The sequence below is a fragment of the Rhizobium atlanticum genome, from assembly GCF_030182485.1.
In the GTDB taxonomy this organism is placed as follows: Bacteria; Pseudomonadota; Alphaproteobacteria; order Rhizobiales; family Rhizobiaceae; genus Rhizobium.
Genome location: NZ_JAQJCJ010000011.1, coordinates 1 through 16,622 on the forward strand (window position 1 = coordinate 1; position 16,622 = coordinate 16,622).

At 59.6% G+C, this 16,622-nt stretch carries 14 protein-coding genes and 4 pseudogenes; 15 read left to right on the top strand and 3 right to left on the bottom strand.

Annotated elements, in window-relative coordinates; genetic code table 11:
• Positions 1 to 358 (top strand): annotated as a pseudogene (locus PH551_RS16835) (IS5 family transposase); the annotation flags it as partial.
• Here PH551_RS16835 and PH551_RS16840 read toward each other — a convergent pair.
• Positions 342 to 1,012: pseudogene (locus tag PH551_RS16840) on the bottom strand (acyltransferase family protein); the annotation flags it as partial. The pseudogenes PH551_RS16835 and PH551_RS16840 sit on opposite strands and share 17 nt — an antisense overlap.
• Positions 1,007 to 2,122: pseudogene (locus PH551_RS16845) on the bottom strand (RHE_PE00001 family protein); the annotation flags it as partial. The pseudogenes PH551_RS16840 and PH551_RS16845, both read right to left, overlap by 6 nt.
• A 306-nt stretch (positions 2,123 to 2,428) precedes the next feature.
• On the opposite strand from PH551_RS16845, the pseudogene PH551_RS16850 reads away from it, so the two are divergent.
• The 13 genes and pseudogenes from PH551_RS16850 (at position 2,429) to PH551_RS16910 (ending at position 14,519) form a co-directional block, all read left to right on the top strand.
• Positions 2,429 to 3,369, top strand: a pseudogene (locus PH551_RS16850) (nucleotidyltransferase and HEPN domain-containing protein).
• 213 nt (positions 3,370 to 3,582) lie between these two features.
• A complete protein-coding gene (locus tag PH551_RS16855) occupies positions 3,583 to 4,569 on the top strand; it encodes a UbiA prenyltransferase family protein (protein ID WP_285193858.1) in 987 nt (328 codons plus the stop codon).
• Positions 4,570 to 4,571: 2 nt separating this feature from the next.
• On the top strand, positions 4,572 to 5,261 hold the full coding sequence (locus PH551_RS16860; RefSeq protein ID WP_285193859.1) for an HAD family hydrolase: 690 nt from the start codon (positions 4,572 to 4,574) through the stop codon (positions 5,259 to 5,261).
• Positions 5,262 to 5,268: 7 nt separating this feature from the next.
• Complete coding sequence (locus tag PH551_RS16865) at positions 5,269 to 5,634, top strand: GtrA family protein (protein ID WP_285193860.1); 366 nt, start codon at positions 5,269 to 5,271, stop codon at positions 5,632 to 5,634.
• Between the two features lie 285 nt (positions 5,635 to 5,919).
• Positions 5,920 to 6,213, top strand: a complete 294-nt coding sequence (locus tag PH551_RS16870) for an acylphosphatase (protein ID WP_285193861.1) — start codon at positions 5,920 to 5,922, stop codon at positions 6,211 to 6,213.
• A gap of 131 nt (positions 6,214 to 6,344) precedes the next feature.
• The gene (locus tag PH551_RS16875; RefSeq protein ID WP_285193862.1) at positions 6,345 to 6,986 is read left to right on the top strand and encodes a Rieske 2Fe-2S domain-containing protein; all 642 of its coding nucleotides are present in this window, start codon (positions 6,345 to 6,347) and stop codon (positions 6,984 to 6,986) included.
• Positions 6,983 to 7,831: an aromatic ring-hydroxylating oxygenase subunit alpha gene (locus PH551_RS16880; protein WP_285193863.1), complete on the top strand. Its 849-nt coding sequence runs from the start codon at positions 6,983 to 6,985 to the stop codon at positions 7,829 to 7,831. The genes PH551_RS16875 and PH551_RS16880 overlap by 4 nt, the downstream gene beginning before the upstream one ends.
• The gene (locus tag PH551_RS16885) at positions 7,828 to 8,487 is read left to right on the top strand and encodes a glutathione S-transferase family protein (RefSeq protein ID WP_285193864.1); all 660 of its coding nucleotides are present in this window, start codon (positions 7,828 to 7,830) and stop codon (positions 8,485 to 8,487) included. Before PH551_RS16880 ends, PH551_RS16885 begins: the two co-directional genes overlap by 4 nt.
• A 1-nt stretch (position 8,488) precedes the next feature.
• Positions 8,489 to 9,868 (top strand): amidohydrolase, encoded by a 1,380-nt coding sequence (locus PH551_RS16890; protein ID WP_285193865.1) that lies wholly within the window; start codon positions 8,489 to 8,491, stop codon positions 9,866 to 9,868.
• A 21-nt stretch (positions 9,869 to 9,889) separates the two neighbouring features.
• Entirely contained in the window at positions 9,890 to 10,990 is a 1,101-nt protein-coding gene (locus tag PH551_RS16895; RefSeq protein ID WP_285193866.1) for a BMP family ABC transporter substrate-binding protein, read from the top strand.
• 3 nt (positions 10,991 to 10,993) lie between these two features.
• Positions 10,994 to 12,514: an ABC transporter ATP-binding protein gene (locus PH551_RS16900; RefSeq protein WP_285193867.1), complete on the top strand. Its 1,521-nt coding sequence runs from the start codon at positions 10,994 to 10,996 to the stop codon at positions 12,512 to 12,514.
• The gene (locus PH551_RS16905; RefSeq protein ID WP_285193868.1) at positions 12,511 to 13,611 is read left to right on the top strand and encodes an ABC transporter permease; all 1,101 of its coding nucleotides are present in this window, start codon (positions 12,511 to 12,513) and stop codon (positions 13,609 to 13,611) included. Before PH551_RS16900 ends, PH551_RS16905 begins: the two co-directional genes overlap by 4 nt.
• Complete coding sequence (locus PH551_RS16910; RefSeq protein ID WP_285193869.1) at positions 13,608 to 14,519, top strand: ABC transporter permease; 912 nt, start codon at positions 13,608 to 13,610, stop codon at positions 14,517 to 14,519. Before PH551_RS16905 ends, PH551_RS16910 begins: the two co-directional genes overlap by 4 nt.
• A gap of 94 nt (positions 14,520 to 14,613) precedes the next feature.
• Here the strand turns inward: PH551_RS16910 and PH551_RS16915 are convergent, their stop codons facing one another.
• Entirely contained in the window at positions 14,614 to 15,147 is a 534-nt protein-coding gene (locus tag PH551_RS16915; protein WP_285193870.1) for an NUDIX hydrolase, read from the bottom strand.
• Positions 15,148 to 15,329: 182 nt separating this feature from the next.
• On the opposite strand from PH551_RS16915, the gene PH551_RS16920 reads away from it, so the two are divergent.
• On the top strand, positions 15,330 to 16,622 hold the full coding sequence (locus tag PH551_RS16920) for a mechanosensitive ion channel family protein (protein ID WP_285193871.1): 1,293 nt from the start codon (positions 15,330 to 15,332) through the stop codon (positions 16,620 to 16,622).

Genomic DNA, 16,622 nt, shown 5'->3' on the forward strand with positions numbered 1-16,622 from the left:
CAAGATTGCTATCACACCCGGTCACGCTCACGACCTAACTGCGGCGAAAGAGCTGCTTACTGATCTATCCCAAGGTGATATGGTTCTTGCAGACAAAGCCTATGATGCCGACTGGCTCCGCGCGGAGGTCAGAATGAAAGGATCATGGGCGAACATTCCGCCAAAATCCAACCGGAAGAGGCCAGTCGTCTTCAGCCCTTGGCTTTACAGAAAGCGAAATCTCATTGAGCGGTTCTTTAGTAAGCTCAAATGTTTTCGACGGATCGCGACCCGGTATGAGAAGTTGGGCACGAGTTTCCTCGCCATGACAAAGCTGGCCTGTGTGCGCCTCACGCTTCGGCGATCAAGACGAAAAGCGGGATCTGAGGTCGAACCGCACCGACTCGATGATGGATTCTCCAGCGGGAGATCAAGACGCCAGCAAGGAACGAAAAGCCGACCCTGACAAATCCTTCGAAGTACGCTTGCCAGTTGGCAAATCCGACCGGCCCGATGCTACCTTCGATCATGACAATTTGGAAAAGCACTGCCGTCAACAAAGCCAAAACCGCCGCCTCGTGCCAAAAATGAACCCGACGACGAGCGACTGATCCGTAAACGACACTAGCGACCATCTCGAAACAGAGGGACCACAGCGGGTTGTTGATCGCGAATGCTGACCGACGAGAAGTCCGAGGGGCAATAGGAATAACGCGCCAACAGCAAGGATCGAGACATCGACAAGAGCTATGCTTGGTGTCAAAGCAACTTGCGAGGCAATAACGCCGAGGGCGACGCCAACGACGATCATGGGATAAAGCCGTATCACCCGCTTCAGCAAAAACGTCCTGCTCTGCAGAACACCCGACCTGAGCTTTTCGTCATACCCGCTTGCCAGGACGAACCCGCTCAGGCAGAAGAAAAAGTCGACTGCCAGATAGGCGTGGGAGTTAAGACCAAAGCCGAAAATCTGACTGGCAAGCAAGAGAACAACCGACAGGGACGCCAGTCCTCGAAGGAGGGATACCGTCATCTCTCTGAGGCCGAGCTCCAAAACAATCCGCCGCGCAGCCTGCGGCGTCACCTCGAGGGTGTTCGCCACCATGCCGGCCGACACCAACGGTTTTGCCATGACGAGCTCGACCAGTTGCGGCAGCTTCGATGATGTTCGGCGTGCTTCCAGCTTCCGATCCATCATCGTTTTCGCGAGGGCCAGCCGGTCATGCTCCTTCAGCCCGATTTCGGCCGCCGCGACCAGACCCTGCACGATGGCGAGCAGCCGGGTCTCGCGATTGGGATGCCGGCGCCTATCGACGGTGATCGACTTTAGGCCGAGATTGACGGCGGCGAGGTGCGGGGCGGTGGTGATGCCGGCCTGGCGCAGGATCGAGGCGCAAAACAGCCGACCGAGCCACGGCGCGTGCTGAAGGACCGAAAGTTCGTTCCAGGCATCGAGGGCAACGATCGCTCGCAACACCGCCGGCAAATTTTCCGTCTGCCGCAGCACGCCGCGCCATTCCTCCAGCCGCTCGTCCTCGTCCCAGTCGAGATCATAGACAAGCGGATCTTTTCCGTGAGCCCGAGCGCTTGTGGCGGGACCGGGCGTCTTTGCGTGTTCGATCGCCGCTTCCGATCGGGCCAGCACGGCATCGATGGCGGCGAATTCGTCCGCAAGCGGGCCGGCCTCATCATCGCTGTCCTCCCCCTGCCCTTCTCCGGCCGCGCCGCCATCTGGCTCCGGGTCGGTCGGCTCCACGATAGTGCCGGCAACATGTTCGGTCCCGGGCCCTGACTGACCTATTAGACTACGCACCCCCTCCGCCGACAGCGCCCAGCCAGGCGATTGCGCCGCCATGCGCCGGCGGGTTTTCAACACGTCGCGGGCAATGGTCAGTTCGTGAGTCGGGGTGCGGACATCTTTCGTGGCGTCGTGGAGAACGAGGTCTTCTAGATGGACCAGCTCGCCGTCGATCCACAGCGAGGCGCAGGCGTCGGCGAAATGCATGCGTTCGAGGAACCCGGCGCCGACCGGTGAGCGAGCGATGCGCTCGTCGAGACGGGCGAGCGCAATGCCGGCGTCGGAAATCGGCCGTAACAGGCTCTGGAGGGGCAATTTCGCAAGATCGTAAGACATTGAAATTATGGTAAATGATTTACTAAACGAACTCTAGTGACGAATTACGGTTCGTCACTGCCTGCTACCGTCAAGACGAAGTCTCGCTTTCGATAAGTACCTGTTATCGGAAGTGAATTAAAAATTCGTATTTATCTCATAATTTACCAGGTGCTTTAGTTATTCCCGAGAGATCGACAAATTATAAATCTGAAAACAATTTTTATTTTTGATTCTGCCGTTTAATCTTCAATCATTCAAGCGAGGCGGCTCGTGGCGCGCGCCCCATGAAAACTGAAGGTGGACGGCGGACGCTCGCTCGCCTATCGGTAATGCATGAAGTCGTCCATCGATCATATTCCGCTTCGCAAACAACGCGAGATTGGCCGCGTTCTGGAGATCCTCCACGAGGAATTCGAGGATGCGCTGAAGGACGGCACGGCGGAATTCAAGAAGCGCGGCCGGATACTGAAGATCATCCTGTTCGGCTCCTACGCCAAGGGGGGCTGGGTGGACGAGCCCTTCACGATGAAGGGTTATCGTTCGGATTTCGATCTCCTCATCATTGTCAACAACCGCAAGCTTTGTGAGTTTGCCGAGTACTGGCACAAGGCCGCCGACCGACTGATCCACGACAAGGCATCGAAACGCCGGTGAGCTTCATTGTCCACTCCAGGCGAGAGGTGAACAACTATCTGAAGGAAGGGCAATACTTCTTCTCCGACATTCGCAAGGAGGGCATCGTTCTCTATGAACTCGATGATGAGCCACTTGCGGAGCCCAAGCCATTCTCGGCGGCCGATCGCCTTCGGGTGGCAAAAGAACATTTTCAGGAACGACTGGAGGCCGCGCAGGAGTTTTTCGAGTTGGCAGAGCATGCTCGCGTCAAACATTACAAGAAGCGAGCTGCATTTCTCTTTCATCAAGCCTTAGAGCAGGCTTACTCCTGTGTTCTGCTGACGCTCACCAATTACGGCCCGCCGTCGCACAACATCAAATTTCTCCGCTCACTTGCCGAAGAGCAGGACCGACGCCTCGCCGAAGCCTTTCCTCGTGATCAGCATCGTGAGCGTGCCTGGTTCAACACGCTGAACGAGGCATACGTGAAATCCCGCTATTCCAAGCATTTCGAGATCAGCGACGAGGCATTGGCATGGCTGGCCAAGCAAACAGCGTTGCTTCTTGAAGTCGTCAGGATAGTTTGCTCTGAGCACTTAGAGATACTGCGACGGGACGCGGATAGCAGCATCGCGACGCGCGCGGCCAGCGCCACTTAGGGTTCAGCGACAGGCTGAGAAACTGGCCGGTCCAGTTGGCCACTCGCCCGCCGCTTTCGCCGCGGCCTTGCCTCGCTTCTTTTCTCGCTCTTTTCCCACCCGGCATGCGGTGAAGCATGCGCTCGGCCCAGGGAATTATTTCGAAACCTATGACGTGTATTCTGCTGGACGGTGATCGGAAATAGACCGACTAAAGATCAGGGAGCGTCCGGGATGAACACGGGCTCGAGTGACCGCAGCGTCCCCGCATCAGGCCGAGCGGGCTTGCGCGACTATATCGCCATTGCACGACTCGATCACAGCACGAAGCATGTCTTCATCGTTCCGGGCATCATCCTCGCCTATCTTCTACGCGGGGTCAGAAACGACGACCTAACGTCTTCGGTCGTGCTTGGCCTTGTGACCGCGCTCTGCATCGCATCTGCAAACTACTGCATCAACGAGTGGTTCGATCGCGAGTTCGACCGGCATCACCCGACGAAATCGCAGCGGTCCGCCGTGCAAAGCGCGATGAACGGCAGGCTGGTCCAGTTCGAATGGACGGTGCTGCTTATCGTCGGCCTCGGCTGCGCCATCCTCTCGAGCAAACTGCTCTTCTGCGTCGCCTGTCTGTTTGCGATTCAGGGAATCCTCTACAATCTCGACCCGATCAGAAGCAAGGACAAGGCTTATCTCGACGTCATATCAGAATCGGTCAACAATCCGATCCGGCTGGTGATCGGCTGGTCGATGATCGACCCAACGAGCCTGCCGCCGGGATCGATCGTCCTGGCTTATTGGTTCGGAGGCGCGTTCCTAATGGCGGCCAAGCGCTTGTCGGAATATGACGAGATCGTCGCGTCGCATGGCAAGGAACTGCTGTCGCGCTACCGGGCGAGTTTCGCGCAGTATACGCAGGTCTCGCTGACCGCCTCATGCATTGCCTATTCGCTCTTTTCGATTGCCTTCCTGTCTGTCTTCCTGGTCAAGTATCGCATCGAGTACATGCTCGTCCTGCCCTTCGTCGTTGCCCTGTTCACCGCCTACTTCGTGATGGCCACGAAACCGGGCTCCACGGCGCAGAAACCGGAAAAGCTGTTCCGCGAGCCAGGGCTGATCGCAATCGTCATGGCCCTGGTGGCGGCCTTCATCTTCACGACATTCGTCGACATTCCTCTTTTAGTGACCCTGACCGAGCAGCACTACATCACCATCCAATGATCATGGCGAAGGATATCGACTGGGGCAGTATCCGTTTCGTCGTCTTTGACGTCGACGGAACGCTATACAGCCAGAGAAGGCTGCGCCTTCGGATGGCGGGCGAATTGATCGCTTATACGGTCGCGCGGCGCAGCCTGACCAATCTGCGGGTGCTTCGCGCCTACCGCTCCCTTCGTGAAGCCATCGGCGAGGAGGAGATCGACGATTTTGAAGCGAGCCTGATGGCGCGTATCGTCGCGCGAACCGGCGAGCCCGCCGAAAGGATAGAGGCAATCGTCAGCGAATGGATTGGCCGCCGTCCGCTCGCCCATCTCGCATCCTGCCGGTATGATGGGCTGGTCGAGCTGTTTGCCGGTCTTAGACGGCAGAACAAGGCGGTCGGGATCTATTCTGATTATCCTGCCGACGAGAAGCTGCAGAGGATGAACTTGTCGGCCGATTACATACTGACCGCAAGCGATCCCGGCGTCGGCATCCAGAAACCTCATCCGCGGGGGCTGCAGATGCTGATGCAGCGTGCCGGTGTCGGTCCGGCTCAAACCGTCCTGATAGGGGACAGACCGGAGCGAGACGGTCTTGCGGCGCGGCGCGCCGGTGTCCTGCCGCTTATTCGCTCCAACGTACCGCGGGAGGACTGGCTGACCTTTTCAACCTATTCGGATCCGGTTTTCGAGGCGCTGCGGCAGAGGTAACGTCCGGATGATCTTGTCCAAGGCTATTCGTTATGTGTTCACCGGGGGTCTGGCTGCATTCGTCGACCTCACGATGTTTCATTGCATGCTGGTGCTCGGCGTGCCTCTCATCCTTTCGGCGACATCGAGCTGGCTGATCGCCGCCGCCGTCAATTACAGCGTCACCAGCCGCTATGTCTTCAATCAGGCAATAAGCCGCAAGCGCGCTTCACTGTTTCTGATCGGCGCGCTCGTCGGCCTGTCCATCAATGTCTGTGTGACGCTGATCCTCGCGCAACAGGTCGGGTTCTCGCCCATGTGGGCAAAGTTTTTCGGCATCGGCACGGCCTTCACCTTCAATTTCCTGATAAACCTTCTCTGGGTGTTCAGGTAAGGCCCGCGAGCGACGTGCGCGCAAGTCTCCGGCTGAAGTGTCATCCAGGTCGGTCGCCACCTCCTTCCACATTACCTGGTCGACCTGAAGAATCTGCAGCTCGTTTTCTGAGATGCGGCCTTTGGCGACCTGGAGGCGACGAGGGGATCGCCTTCTCCGCACAGCAGCCAGGATTGCTTTTTGGAGGCATCGATCGTTTGAACGAACAAGAGCCTTCGATTATGGGCCCTTTCCCAAGGGCGGCGAAGCGCTATGCTGTCATTGTAGAACCAATGAGAGAATTCGATGACACGATCACGGCAGAGCGCGTTACGCGAACGGATCACGATCATTGGCGAGGTCAAATCCGCCTCGTTCATCCCGTGGATTCGCCGTCATGCCGACAAGCTCGGCCTTTCCCAGAATTTTTTGCACGCCGGCGCGGACCGGGTTGAACTGGAGGTCGCAGGGCCCGTCGAACTGATCGACATGCTCGAAATGGGATGTTCGCTTGGCCCGATCGATGTCTGGGTCGATCAGATTCAGCGCAGGATTGTAGATCCCATCTCCACACCGAAGTCCGAGCAGCATCTGACCTGATGCCCTTTATTTGATCATTGTTGCCAATGCGAATTTTCTATGCAAGCCTCTGAGACTGAGAATTGCAAACCTTGGGACCCGCCCTACATCGGCAGTGCCAAGCCGCTGGTAAGATTGAGGAAATAACTGTCATGCCTTCCAATACGGCCGGCTCCTGGACGCCTGTCGCACTTTCTGCCGATCTGCCGCCGGCGACCGTCATCCCGGCCTGGACACCGGCAGGATCGATCGCTCTCTGGCGCAGTCAGTCCGGGCGCGCATCAGCTTCGTCGGATCGCTGTCCGCATCGCGGCATGCGATTGTCTCACGGCTTCGTACGGGGCGAGGCGCTCTCCTGTATCTATCACGGCTGGAGCTATTCTCCGGCGGGAGGATGCGTTCGCATCCCTGCCCATCCCGATCTCGTACCGCCGGAGACGATCCGCGTCGCTGTCCAACAAGTCGAAGAATCAGATGGAATCGTCTGGGTGGCCGTCGGCGAATCGGCAATGCCGCCGCCACGCCTTGGTGATCTCGTTCCGGTACGATCGCTGACGCTCAATGCCGAGATTGCGACAATCGAAACGGCGGCCGGTGGAAAAGCAAATGCGGACGGGCTGATCCAGCTCGCCGATTGTCCGTGGATCCGGCTGCTGCCGGCAGCGCAGATCGAGCGCACGCTCATTCACGTCCTGGTCGAACAGGGTCGCAGCGTCATAGATCGAATTACGGCCTCCCGCATTGCCGAAGCCCTACGCCGCCGGGTGGAGACACGCCAGAAGGATGCGGCATGAAAGAAGCCGGCGCGATGCTCGACGAATGGTACCCGGTTGGCCTCTTGAGCCGACTCACCGAGGCAGGAAGCAAAACCGCTTTGATGGGCGAGCCCATAGAAGTTATGCGCACGGCTGACGGCGCAGCGCGGGTCACGTCGGGCGATGGACGTGTCCTGCCCGTTCGCGTCCGCTATGGTCATGTCTGGTCTTCTCTCGGCACCCCCGCCAAGGAGATCTTTGCCATTCCCGAAGCGGATCAGCCGGGCCGCCGCTTCATCGATGTCGGCGTCGTGCGGGTGCGCTGTTCCCCCTTGAGAGCAGTCGAGAACTTCCTCGATATCGCGCATTTTCCCTTCGTCCATACCGATATTCTCGGCGCCGAGCCGCATACGGAAGTCGAAAATTATAAAGTCGAGATCCGCGAGGAGGAGGATGAAGTCTGGGCGACACAGGTGAAGTTCTACCAGCCGCAGGCTGCAAAGTCGGCGACCGGCGGAATAACCACCGAATATATGTACCGCGTGCCGGCCCCGACCTGCTCGGTGCTTTACAAGACTTGCCCTCCCCGCCCCGCGGAATGGGATGTCATAACCCTCTTCGTCCAGCCGCTTGCGGAAGACCTTTGCGACGTGTGGCCGTGGATGGCCCTCTTCGACGACGTGACGCCAATGACGGACCTCATCCATTTTCAGCAAATGATTTTCCTGCAGGATCGGTCGATCCTCGAAAACCAGATCCCGGCGCTTCTGCCGCTCGATCCCGGCATGGAAATTCCGACAAGGGCCGACCTGACATCGATCGCTTACCGGCGCTGGCTGAAGCGCCACAACTATCTCTATGGCGCACAGCTGGTCGCACAATGAAGCTCTACGACTACATCCTATCGCCGAGCTGTTACAAGATCCGCCTGATGGCCGCGATCCTCGGCGTCAAGCTGGATATCCGGCCGGTCGATTTCCATCCGGGCCTAGAACATCGTGGTCCTGAGCTTCTGGCCCTCAATCCGGCAGGTTCGATCCCGATCCTCGTGGATGGCGATCTGGTGCTGAGCGAATCTTCGGCCATGCTCGCCTTTCTCGCCGCCCGGAGCGGGCCTGATTGGCTGGGTCTGACCGCGCCCGAGGAGACGGCGCGCGTGCAACAATGGCTCTCATTTTCGCATCGGCTGACGACAAATCTCGGCGCGGCACGGCTGCATCAGATGCTTCTGCGCCCCGGCAATATCGAGACCCTGCAGGCACAGGGGATCGCGGCGCTGCGCGAACTCGAAGCCGGGCTCTTTGAGCAGCGGCTCCGCGACATGCGGTTCCTGGCATCCAACCGCGCAACAATCGCCGACATCGCCTGCTTCCCCTATGTCGCACTGGCGCCCGATGGCGGAATCTCGCTCGATCCCTATCCGAACATCCGGCTTTGGCTGCGCGCCATCCGCAGCCTTGAAGGTTTTATCGAAATGCCCGGCATCCACCGGCTCCATGAGTTGAAGCCCGACCCTCATCCCGCCAACGAGGAGACGTGAGATGGCGGGCTACCTGCTGAAGAACTGCGCGGCTATTGTCGTCGACGAAGGCAATGGGCCGGCCGTGCGCCGCAATGCGGATCTGCTGACCAGGGGTCCGGCGGTCCAGGCGATCGGGACGAACCTGTCGCAACAGGCCCTGCCTGACGACACGATCATCCAGGATGCGTCCGGCTGGTTTGTCTATCCGGGTCTCGTCAACACCCATCACCATTTCTTCCAATGCTTCGTGCGCAATCGGGCCGATCTCGACTGGACGAAGCTCTCGGTCATCGAATGGCTCGACCGGATCTATCCGATCTTCTCACGGCTGAACGAGGATTGCTTCTATCATTCGTCGGTCACCGCCATGGCCGAGATGATCAAGCATGGCTGCACCACGGCTTTCGACCACCAATATTGCTTCCCCCGGCACGCAGGAAAGCGTCTGATCGATCGCCAGTTCGAGGCAGCCGATCTTCTCGGCATGCGTTTCCACGCGGGACGCGGCGGCAACACGCTGCCGAAGTCCGAGGGTTCGACGATCCCGGACGCGATGCTGGAAACGACGGACGAGTTCATCGCCGATTGCGCCCGGTTGATCGACAGTTACCACGATGCCGGCGCCTTCAGCATGCGGCAGGTGGTCGTTGCCCCTTGTCAGCCCGTAAATTGCTACCGTGAAACCTTCGTCGAGTCGGTCGCGCTCGCCCGTGATCGCGGCGTCCGGCTGCACACGCATGTCGGTGAAGGCGAAAGTACCGTCATCGCGGCGCGGCATGGAATGCGTACGGTCGACTACTGCGCCGAACTCGGCTTTGCCGGACCTGACAGCTTTTATGCTCACTGCTGGGAGTTGACACACGAGGAACTGCGCAAGATGGCGGCAAGCGGCACGGGTGTCTCGCATTGCCCTGAACCGGTTTATCTGGTGGGCGCCGAAGTGACGGACATTCCGGCGATGGCGGCTTTCGGCCTGCGGATCGGCCTCGGTTGCGATGGCGCAGCCTCGAACGACAATTCCAACCTCATGCACTGCATCCACTCTGCCTATATGCTGCAGTGCCTGACGGCAGCGACGCGCGCCCATCCGGTTCCAGCGCCGGTCGATTTCCTCAACTATGCGACCACGGGCGGCGCAAGCCTGCTTGGCCGCAGCGATATCGGCCGGCTTGCTCCCGGCATGGCCGCCGACCTCTTCGCGATCGACACGAGGCGGATGGATTATGTCGGAACCCGCCACGACCCGTTAAGCCTGATTGCCAAGGTGGGGATCGGCATGCCGACCGACCTGACCATGATCAACGGACGCATCGTCTGGCAGGCCGGCGAGTTTGTCGGGCTCGATGAGGCACAGCTCTTCGCCGCCGCGGAAGCGGCGCTCGCGACAGTCGAATTCTAATAACCAAAAGAGGGAACTGACATGTCCAACAATTTCACCCGCAGAACACTGATGAAAAGTGCGGCGGCTGCCGGTCTCGCGACCGCTTTTGCCGGCCGCTCGGCGCTTGCCGCCGACGAACCGCTCGGCATCGCGCTCGTCGTTCCCTCGCCTATCGGCGACGTCGGCTGGGGCCATGCGCTTGCCGCCGGTATCGACCCGATCAAGGCCGCCTATGGTGACAAGGTGAAGGTCACGGTCATCGAAAACATCGCCGAAGGTCCGGATGCCGACCGCATCATGAACAAGACCGTCGCCGACGGAAACCATTTCCTGATCGCCGGCTCCTTCGGCTATCAGAATGGCGCGCTGCAGATCGCCCGCCGCAATCCGAAGGTGAGCGTCCTACATGCTTCAGGCTTCCAGGTCGCACCGAATTTCTCGCCCTTCGCCGCTAAATATTTTCAGGGAACCTACCTGCTCGGCATGGCGGCGGCGACCGTTTCCAAGACCGGCAAACTCGGTTCGGTGTCGGCCTTTGCCATTCCCGAGCTGATCACCTCCATCAACGCCTTCACGCTCGGCGCGCAGGCCGTCAAGCCGGATATCGAAGTGTCTGTCGTCTGGGTCAACTCCTGGTTCGATCCAGCCAAGGAGCAGGAAGCCGCCAAGGCGCTGATCTCGCAGGGCTGCGACGTGATCTTCTCGAATGCGCAGGATACGCCCTCGGTAATCTCGGCCTGCGAGGAAGCCGGGGTTTACGCATTCAACCTCAACTCGTCGATGAAGAAATATGCCGAGAAGACCTATCTGGGCTGCATCGCTACCGACTGGTCGCCCTTCTTCAAGGCGTCGGTCGACGCCCATCTTGCAGGCACCTTCAAGGGCGCCAATGCCTTCCTCGGTGTAGCCGAAAAGGTTGTCCAGGTCGTCGACTGGAACCCTGCAATCCCGGCCGATACGATGACCAAGATCAAGGAAATCGAGGCCAAGATTGCCGATGGCAGCTTCTCGCCGTTTACCGGCCCCCTCACCAAGGCTGATGGCAGCGAAGGTGTCCCTTCGGGGACCACGGCGACAGACGCAGAGATCGTCGCAATGGACTGGCACGTCAAGGGTGTCACGACGCCTTTGCCGAAGTAAGCTATGCCGAGCCCGCTCCTGTCGCTGCGCGGCATTACCAAGAGCTACGGCCCGGTCGATGCCAATCAGCAGATCGATCTCGACGTCGCTGCCCGCTCCATCCATGCCATCCTCGGAGAGAACGGGGCTGGCAAATCGACGCTGATGAAGCTGATCTACGGCGTCGAGCAGCCGGACAGCGGCACCGTCGCGTGGAACGGGAAGGCCCTCAGCCTTGCCTCTCCCGCAGAGGCAAGGCGCGCCGGCATCGGCATGGTGTTCCAGCATTTCTCGCTGTTCGAGAGCCTGACGGTCGTGGAGAACATCCGCCTGATCGTGTCCGGCAAGAAGAGCGAGCTTGCGGAACGCGTTCGCAAGCTCGGGCATGAGTTCAGCCTCGAAGTCGATCCACACGCTCATGTCCATTCGCTTTCCGTCGGCGAAAGGCAGCGGGTGGAAATCATTCGCTGCCTGATGACCGATCCGAAACTGCTGATCCTTGACGAGCCGACCTCCGTGCTGCCGCCGCAGGCGGTGGAAAAGCTGTTCGAAACATTGCGCCGCCTGCGGGATGGCGGCGTGTCCATCCTGTTCATCTCTCACAAGCTCGAAGAAATCCAGTCGCTCTGCGATCGCGCGACGATCCTGCGCGGCGGACGGGTGACCGGCCACGTCGATCCCCGCGAGCATGATGCCCACGAGCTTGCCCGCATGATGATCGGCCGCGACATGCCGGAACCGATGCCTGCGCTGCCTTCGGTCGAAGGTGAAAAGCGCTTGGAACTCGTCGGGCTCGATTACCGGGCAGATCCCTTCGCCATGCAGCTTTCCAATGTCAGCCTGGCCGTGCGCGCCGGCGAAATCCTCGGCATTGCCGGCATTTCGGGAAATGGCCAAAGCGAACTCGCGGCGCTGATTTCAGGTGAAACCCGATTGCCGCGGGATCAACGTGACCAAATCTTCATGATGGGCGAGGATGTCGGTACGCTTGACTCTGCCGCCCGCCGGCGGCTCGGTTTCGCCTTCGTCCCCGAGGACCGCCTCGGCCGTGGTGCGGTTCCCGAGATGTCGCTCACCTATAATAGCCTGCTGACCGCCCACCCGCTGAACCTTGTGAAGCATGCCCTGCTCGACAAGGTCAAGGCGAAGGCCTTCACCAGTGATTGCATCCGGGACTTCGACGTGCGCACGCGCGGCCCAGGGGCAGAGGCCGGGTCGCTTTCCGGCGGCAACCTGCAGAAATTCATTGTCGGACGAGAAATCATGCTGGCGCCCAAGCTTCTTTTCCTCGCCCAGCCGACCTGGGGCGTCGATATCGGTGCGGCCGCGGCGATCCGCAAGCGGCTGATGCGCCTTCGCAACGAGGGCGTGGCGATCCTCGTCATTTCCGAGGAACTCGAGGAACTGTTCGAATTGAGCGATTTTATCCAGGTCCTGCATCACGGGACGCTGAGTGCGCCGCTGGTCACGCGTGACACCAACCCGGAAGAGATTGGCCGATACATGATCGGAGCCCAGCCGCAGCGCGAGAAAGCCACCGCATGAGCAGACCTTTCCTTGCCGCCCTGCCCATTCTGGTCCGTCGGGAGCGGGCGTCGCTTGCCGCCACCCTTCTGGCGCCGCCCATCGCCCTCATCGTCACCATCATTCTCAATCTCGGACTTTACGTCGCTATGGGGCGCGATCCGGCTGCGGTCGTCTATGCAATGCTGATTGAGCCCTTTTTCTCATGGGCATCCTTCTCCGAAGTGCTGTTGAAGACCGCCCCCCTGCTCCTCATCGCGCAGGGGCTTGCGATCGGCTTTCGCGCCAAGGTGTTCAACATCGGAGCCGAAGGACAATTCGTGCTCGGTGCGATCTTCGCCTCCGCCATTCCGATCTGGTGGCCCGACGCAACCGGCCAATGGATCTGGCCGGCGATGCTGCTGCTCGGCATGATGGGCGGGGCATTCTGGGCGTCCCTCACCGCCTTCTGGCGCGTCCGACTCAATGCCAACGAAATTCTGGTTTCGCTGATGCTGAGTTTCGTGGCCGTGCAACTCCTCAATTATCTGCTGCTCGGTCCCTGGAAGGATCCGAACGGCTTCAATTTCCCGCAGTCCGTCATGTTCCAATATGACGCGATGGTGCCGATCCTGATCGAGGGAACGCGCGTCAATGTCGCGCTCGTCCTCGCCGTTCTCCTGTCGATCGCCGCATGGGTCTTCATGCAGAAGAGCTTCATCGGCTATAAATTGCAGGTCGGCGGACTGGCGCCGCGCGCGGCGAGCTATGCCGGTTTCCGGGAAAGCTGGGCAATCTGGCTTTCCCTGCTGATCGGTGGAGCCGCAGCCGGTCTTGCCGGTGCCGCCGAAGTCGCCGGCCCGCTCGGTCAGCTGCAGCGCTCGATCTCAACCGGATACGGATATGCGGCAATTATCGTCGCCTATCTCGGCGGCCTGCACCCGATCGGCATCGTCGTTTCTGCAATCGTCATGGCGGCGCTCTACATCGGCGGCGACAACGCCATGGTCTCCGCCAATCTGCCGGTCGCGGCCGTCCGGGTTTTCCAGGGCAGCCTGCTCCTTGCCTACCTGGTGGCCATCGCCTTCGTGCGCCACCGTCTTGTCTGGCCGCCCGCAGCGAGCAGGAGCCCGGCATGAACGCCGTCGAGTTCGTTCTGGCCGGAATGCTGGCTGCTGCGACACCTTTCCTCCTCGCAGCGCTGGGAGAACTTATCGTCGAGCGTGCCGGCGTGCTCAATCTCGGCGTCGAGGGGCTGATGGCATTCGGCGCCGTCATCGCCTTCATCATCGTCTATCATGGCGGCGGCCATTTTCTGGCTTTTCTCGCCGCCGGCCTCGGCGGCGCGCTTTTGGCCCTGATCTTTGCGGCAATCGTCCTCGGCTTCAATGCAAACCAGGTCGCGACCGGGCTTGCGATCGGGATTCTCGGACAGGGCCTGTCGGCACTGTTCGGCAAGACCTACGAGAGCCTGACGGTCAAGGCGCTGCCGAAGATCGCCATTCCCGGTCTTTCCCATATTCCAGTCATCGGCGGCCTGTTTACCCAGGATATCGTCGTCTGGCTTTCGCTGGCCGTGACCATCGCTATCTGGGCGATGTTTGCCTACAGCAAGGTCGGTTTGATCATCCGCGCCGTCGGCGAAAACCCGAAGGCGGCGCATGCTATCGGCTACCCGGTCGTCGCAATCCGCTTCGCCGCAGCCGCTGTCGGCGGCGTCATGGCTGGCTTTGCCGGCGCCTATGCGGCGACGATCTACACGCCGCTCTGGGCGGATGGGATGATTGCCGGCCGCGGCTGGATCGCAATTGCGCTCGTCGTCTTCGGAACCTGGCTGACCGGCCGCATTTTTCTCGGGGCATGTCTGTTCGGCGCTGTGTCGCTGATGGGACTTGCCGCCCAGGCGACCGGGCTCGACGTTCCCTCGCAGCTGCTCGCATGCCTGCCCTATCTGGTGACGATCATTGTGCTCGGTATCATTTCGGCGGATCGCCGCCTGCTCAAGCTCAATGGCGTTGCCTCGCTCGGCGAGCCGTTCGAGAGATAATGATCACGCCCGTCGACGCGAAGGCAATTGAGAGTCAACTTGCCTTCCGAGCCCGCCACGAACGGTAACCGGAACGAGGAGCCCCACAATCCTATCAGCCGTGGTCAGACTTCTTCTGACCCCGCGGTTCAAATTCGACGAGCAGCGACTTGAGTTCGACTTCCCGAACACGTCGCGCCGCCTCATCAGGGCTGACCCATTCGAGAATACGCTGGCCTTGCTCCTTGAAGTCGTTTCCGATCTCGGTGACTTCGATCTGAAACAGGTCGACGATACATGGGGCCACATCGCCGTCGTCGAATTCCTTCAGATAGGTATAGCGGCCGACAGGTTTCCTTCTCACCGCCCCGCGCACGCCTGCTTCCTCCCAGGCTTCGATCAGTGCCGCTTCGAAAGGCTTCTTCCCTTTCATCGGCCAGCCCTTCGGTATGACCCAGCGCGCGCTCTCGCGCGATGTGATCACGAGAATTTCGATCTTCGGCCCGCCATTGCAATAGCGGAAGCAGATGGCGCCGTACTGTTGGCGGAACGCGCCAGCGAACAGCTTCGCAGGAACTGCGGCGAGCTGCCGCAGCAATGGCTGAGACTTATCTGGTCGCGACTTGCCGCGTTTTTTAGTAGGCTTCATGACGCTCCGTCTTCAGCTCATCGTGCGCATGGCTGCGCAGGCGCGCAAGCTGATCGATACCCGCGAGCACGTTTCATCGAGTTGTTTTAGCACGACGAAATGGAATGCTGATGCTTGTTTCTTCCAAATGAACTAAACTCGTGCGCTAGCTTTCTCTAGCTGACATTCGTCGGATCATCATCATGAATATCAGTCAGATGACCGAGATCGCCGAGCAGTGGCTAACGACATTCATTCTGAACGAATGGACGTTCTTTCAGCTTGCGATCATCGTGGCGGGCTTGGGTTTTGCCTCCTTACTTGCGTCACGCACAGAGCCTGCGATGGAGGCAAAGGCGCGCCAGATCAAGGGTAATCCAGACCTGCTTCGGGTCATCATTGCTCCTATGCGCCGGATGATGTGGCTTTTCCTTGTCGCTTGGTTATGGCTCGCCAACGTTGTGCTGAGCAAGAGCGCGTGGCCCTCACAACGCTGGCTTGTGTCCACGGCTCTGACGCTGGCAGCGGCATGGTTCGTCATCTCCGTCCTGACCAAGATCATCCGCAACCCAACCCTGTCACGCGCCGTCGCGATCGGCAGCTGGAGCTACATCGCTCTTTATGCAGTTGGTCTTGACGGCCCGGTTCTATCTGCCCTCGACGGACTCGCGGTTAATTTGGGTGCGGTGAGACTGTCGCTTCTACTTGTGCTCAAAGCCCTCGTGCTGGCGATCGCCTTGATCTGGATGGCCGTCCTCATCGGCAACATGCTTTCCCACTGGATTCAGCGCTCGGCCGACTTATCGCCTTCCATCAAGGTGTTGATCAGCAAATGCATCAAGATCAGCCTGATCATAATCGCTGGAGCCATCGCTTTGTCGGCGACCGGGGTCGACCTTACCGCGCTGACCATTTTCTCAGGCGCAGTCGGCGTCGGAATCGGCTTCGGCCTTCAAAAAGTGGTCTCGAACTTCATCTCCGGCATAATCATCTTGATCGACAAGTCAATCAAGCCGGGTGACACGATCACCCTTGGCGATACGTTCGGGTCGATCCGTGACCTGCGCTCGCGGTTTGTTTCCGTCATCACCCGCGATGGCAAGGAGTACCTCATTCCAAATGAAGACTTCATATCGCAGCAGGTCGTCAACTGGTCGTTTTCCAGTGATTATGTACGGATCGACGTTGACTTCGGGACGTCCTATAACAGCGATCCGCATCAGGTCGTCAAGATTGCCATTGCGACAGCATCGACCGTGCCCCGGGTCGCAAACGAATATAAGCCACCCGTCTGCTGGCTGACCGCCTTTGGCGCTTCGTCGCTCGACTTTCGGCTCCGCTTCTGGATCTCGGATCCAGCGAACGGGCTTACAAATGTTCGCGGGCAAGTCCTCATGGCGCTGTGGGACGCCTTCAAGAAAGCTGGCATCTCTATTCCGTTTCCGCATCATGAAATCATCATGAAAAGCCCTATAGAGATCAAACAACCGGACTGA